The 3,619-nt window shown below is 60.5% G+C and carries 4 protein-coding genes; 1 reads left to right on the top strand and 3 read right to left on the bottom strand.

Going from position 1 to position 3,619, the window contains the following annotated elements:
- On the bottom strand, positions 1-474 hold a 474-nt coding region (locus EN884_RS29490; RefSeq protein ID WP_128360898.1), incomplete at its 3' end, for an NAD(P)H-dependent oxidoreductase.
- Between the two features lie 307 nt (positions 475-781).
- Here EN884_RS29490 and EN884_RS29485 point away from each other — a divergent pair.
- The gene (locus tag EN884_RS29485) at positions 782-1,618 is read left to right on the top strand and encodes an alpha/beta hydrolase (protein WP_063168027.1); all 837 of its coding nucleotides are present in this window, start codon (positions 782-784) and stop codon (positions 1,616-1,618) included.
- A 26-nt stretch (positions 1,619-1,644) separates the two neighbouring features.
- On the opposite strand, the gene EN884_RS29480 is transcribed toward EN884_RS29485, so the two are convergent.
- A complete protein-coding gene (locus EN884_RS29480) occupies positions 1,645-2,985 on the bottom strand; it encodes a sorbosone dehydrogenase family protein (RefSeq protein WP_013531543.1) in 1,341 nt (446 codons plus the stop codon).
- Positions 2,982-3,422 carry a DUF2231 domain-containing protein gene (locus EN884_RS29475; RefSeq protein WP_050580528.1) on the bottom strand — a complete coding sequence of 147 codons (441 nt, stop codon included), beginning with the start codon at positions 3,420-3,422 and terminating at the stop codon, positions 2,982-2,984. The genes EN884_RS29480 and EN884_RS29475 overlap by 4 nt, the downstream gene beginning before the upstream one ends.
- Positions 3,423-3,619 lie beyond the last annotated feature (197 nt).

Genomic DNA, 3,619 nt, shown 5'->3' with positions numbered 1-3,619 from the left:
AACCCAGTAGACCCCGCCATTGGCCGGGATGGTGAAGCCGACATCGTTCAATGCCTGAAAGCATTCCGCGTGGCAGTGATGCGCACCGTCCTCATTACCGACGATGGCCACCAGGGCCACCTTTCCTGCTGCCGGCATTCGCCCTCTGTCATCCGTCTCCTCGAGAAAGGCATCCATCCGCTCCAGGACGCGCTTGGCCACACTCGAGGGCTGGCCAAGCCAGATCGGAAGCCCGAGCACGAAGATGTCGGCCGCCAGTATCTTCTTTCTGAGTTTCGGCCAATCGTCGCCCTCGCCCATGTCGGAGAGCACGCCGGGCTTGATATCGTGGCTGAGCGCACGCACGATCTCGCCCTTCACATCGTATTGCATCAACGCCGCCAGGACATCGGCGAGCAACCGATCGGTGGAGGATTTTTCCCTGTCGTTCGAAGCTTTGAGCGAGCAATTGAGTGCGAAGGCCGTAAGCGGCATGTGAATCTCCCTGCATTGTCCTAATTGCAAACCGCCGCGACGACTTCGCGACTGCCCATTCGCCCGTTGCGGGATCGCCCGGCATTCTAACGCCAGGGTTAAATGCTTGTTCCGCAGGCGGACCAACAGGGCCGGTGGATGGCCCCCTCCTCCCACTTGGTGACGGTCGAGCCGGCTCAGAAAGCGGGCTGGTCCTTGAGCACAGACGTTGGAGAACGGACAGCGGCGAGCGACGCAGATTGAACTGGTGGGGCAACCTATTCGTTCGCTCTTCGTTTTCTTCTGAGTTCCCGAAAATGGATAGACGATGCTCGTCCAGACCCTCGAAGCAGGCGATATGCAGCTGGCGGTATCCACGGCCGGCGATCCGCGCCGACCGGCCTTGATCCTTCTGCACGGCTGGCCCCATTCCCGGAAAATCTATGATGGTGTGCTCGATGAACTCGGCACGCGATACTTTACGCTGGCTTTCGATCTTCCGGAGATCGGTGAATCGCGTGGCACTCCGCCGTCGGCGGAAAAGAAGGTTCTTGCCGATATTGTGATTTCAGCCGCCGAGGCGCTTGGGGCCAAATCCATCGTCGTTGCAGGCTTCGATGTGGGCGGCATGATTGCCTTCGCTGCTGCTCGCCATCATGGCGGTCGCATCGTCGGCGCGGTGCCGATGAATACGGTTATCCCCGGCCTTCATCCATGGACGAAGGTAGTCGCAAACCCGGGCATCTGGCACTTTGCGTTTCATGCGGTGCCTGAGTTACCGGAGTTGCTGGTGACGGGCCATCAACGCGCCTACTTCGATTTTTTCTTCGATCTGCTCGCCGGCCGTCCCGAAGCATTGACCAATGAAATGCGGGAGACGTTGACGCAGGCCTATGCGAGGCCGGAGGCACTTAAGGCCGGCTTTGATTGGTATCGCGCGTTCAAGCAGGATGCCGAGGCCAATGCCCCGGCGCGCATCGAAGTTCCGATCCTTTATATCCGCGGCGACGCGGATTTTGGATCGATTGACGATTACCTCGAAGGTCTGAGGATGTCTGGCGCAAAGAACCTGCAAGGTCACATGATCGCCAACTGCGGCGAATTCCTGCCGATCGAGGCACCGGCAGAATTCGTCAAGGCGCTGGTGGAATTCGCACCGAGATAGTGAAGCGATCAGCGTTATGCAGGTGCCTACTGGCTCGTGGAAGTTACGCGCCAGACCGTGTTCCCGACATCGTCGGCGATCAGCAGCGCGCCGGATTTGTCGACGGCAACGCCGACGGGCCGCCCGTGCGCCTTGTTGTCCTTGCCGAGGAAACCGGTGACGACGTCCTGCGGCTTGCCATCTGGATGACCGTCTTTAAACGGCACGAAAACGACCTTGTAGCCGTTGAAGCTCTTGCGGTTCCAGCTACCATGCTCGCCAACAAAGGCGCCGTTGCGATAGAGCTCCGGCAGGTTGGTTCCAGTGTAGAACGTCAAGCCCAGAGGTGCGACGTGGGAACTCAAGGCATAGTCGGGAGGGATCGCCTTGGCGACGAGGTCCGGCCGCTGCGGCATCACGCGCGGGTCGACATGCTGACCATAGTAGCTGTACGGCCAACCATAGAACGCGCCGTCCTTGACCGAGGTCATGTAGTCGGGAACCAGGTTAGGACCGAGCTCGTCGCGCTCGTTGATCACAGCCCACAGCGCGCCGCTCTGCGGCTCCCAACTCAGCCCGTTGGGATTGCGCAGGCCGCTCGCGAAAATACGATAGCGGCCAGTGGCCCTGTCGACTTCCCAGATGGCGGCCCGGTCCTTTTCCGCCTGGATGCCGTTCTCGGTGATGTTGCTGTTGGATCCGATGCCGACATACAGCCGAGACCCGTCGGGGCTGGCCACGAGAGACTTTGTCCAGTGGTGATCGATAGGTCCGCCGGGCAATGGCGTCAGCACGGCGCCCGGCGCGGTGATCTTGGTGTCGCCCGACGTGTAGGGATAACGCACGATGGCGTCGGTGTTGGCGACGTAGAGATCGTTGCCGACCAGGGCCACGCCAAAGGGCGAATTGAGATGATCGAGGAAGACCTCCTGGACATCGGGCAGACCATCGCCGTTCGTATCCCGCAGCAGGGTGATACGGTTGCTTCCTTCGGTGCCGCCGCCCGAGGTCGCCATCGACTCGATCCAGCCCATGATCAGGTCTTTCGGCCGCTTGATCGCGGCACCGGGCGGCGCCACGGATTCGACCACCAGAACGTCACCATTCGGCAATGTGTAAAGCGAGCGCGGATGCCTCAAGCCCTTGGCAAAGGCCTGGATTTGCAAACCCTTGGCGACGGTCGGCTTCTCGTCTTGTTTCCAACCGACGACCGACGCGACATGCATGGGCGGCACCAGATACTGAATAGGTTCAGGCAGCGTCGGGTTTGCTCCGACCTGATCGGTGGGATCCGGTTCGTTATCGCTGCATGCGGGCAGCGCCAAAATCGATCCGAACAGCAGACCGAGGCTCGCGATACGCCGGATATGTCTGGCGGAGACATTCATTCGACCACCTCCACTTGAGTGTGGCCGGAGCTCCATCCCAGCAGTCCCAGCAAGAGGATAACGATCACGGCGACGGCGGACAGGATGAGCCCCGTCGGCACGACCGAGGTCCAGGCATCACGGCTGTGCACCAGTGCGTTGAAGAGCGATATGACGAGCACGACGAGGCTGCCAAGGAGATATGGCCATGCAGGCCCGGCTTGACGGGCAAGTCGGCCGGTAGACAAATCGACAAGTGCTGCAAGGACCGCGAGCACGCCTACAACCAGGCCGGCAAGGAGCAGCCAGGCGGAAAAATCTGCCCACATCATTTCAGCGCTTCGCCAATAGGCAACGTCGGTCAGCAATGTGCCGACGAAACATGCGTTTGCGACCGCCATCGGCGTTTTATGGAACGGACGCCTGGCTGCCACCAACACGGATCGGGCACGGGCCATGGACATTCTCCACCTTTGAAGCTGTACCTGTCCTCCAAACCAACTTGTGGTTGGGAGGTTCCCGGAACCGTTTTGCGTTCAAGAACTCGTGATGGCGCTGGCAATGCGACAGAACGGCTCGGCGCGCGATGCTCATGCGGAGTTGGCGCGCAATGTCCTCAAGGTGATCGAGTAGCGGTGCAGGTCAACCGCCGGAA

The organism is Mesorhizobium sp. M7A.F.Ca.AU.001.01.1.1, assembly GCF_004022735.1.
In the GTDB taxonomy this organism is placed as follows: Bacteria; Pseudomonadota; Alphaproteobacteria; order Rhizobiales; family Rhizobiaceae; genus Mesorhizobium; species Mesorhizobium ciceri.
Note: the sequence above shows the minus strand (reverse complement) of the source record. Positions and strands in the feature narration are given on the sequence as shown.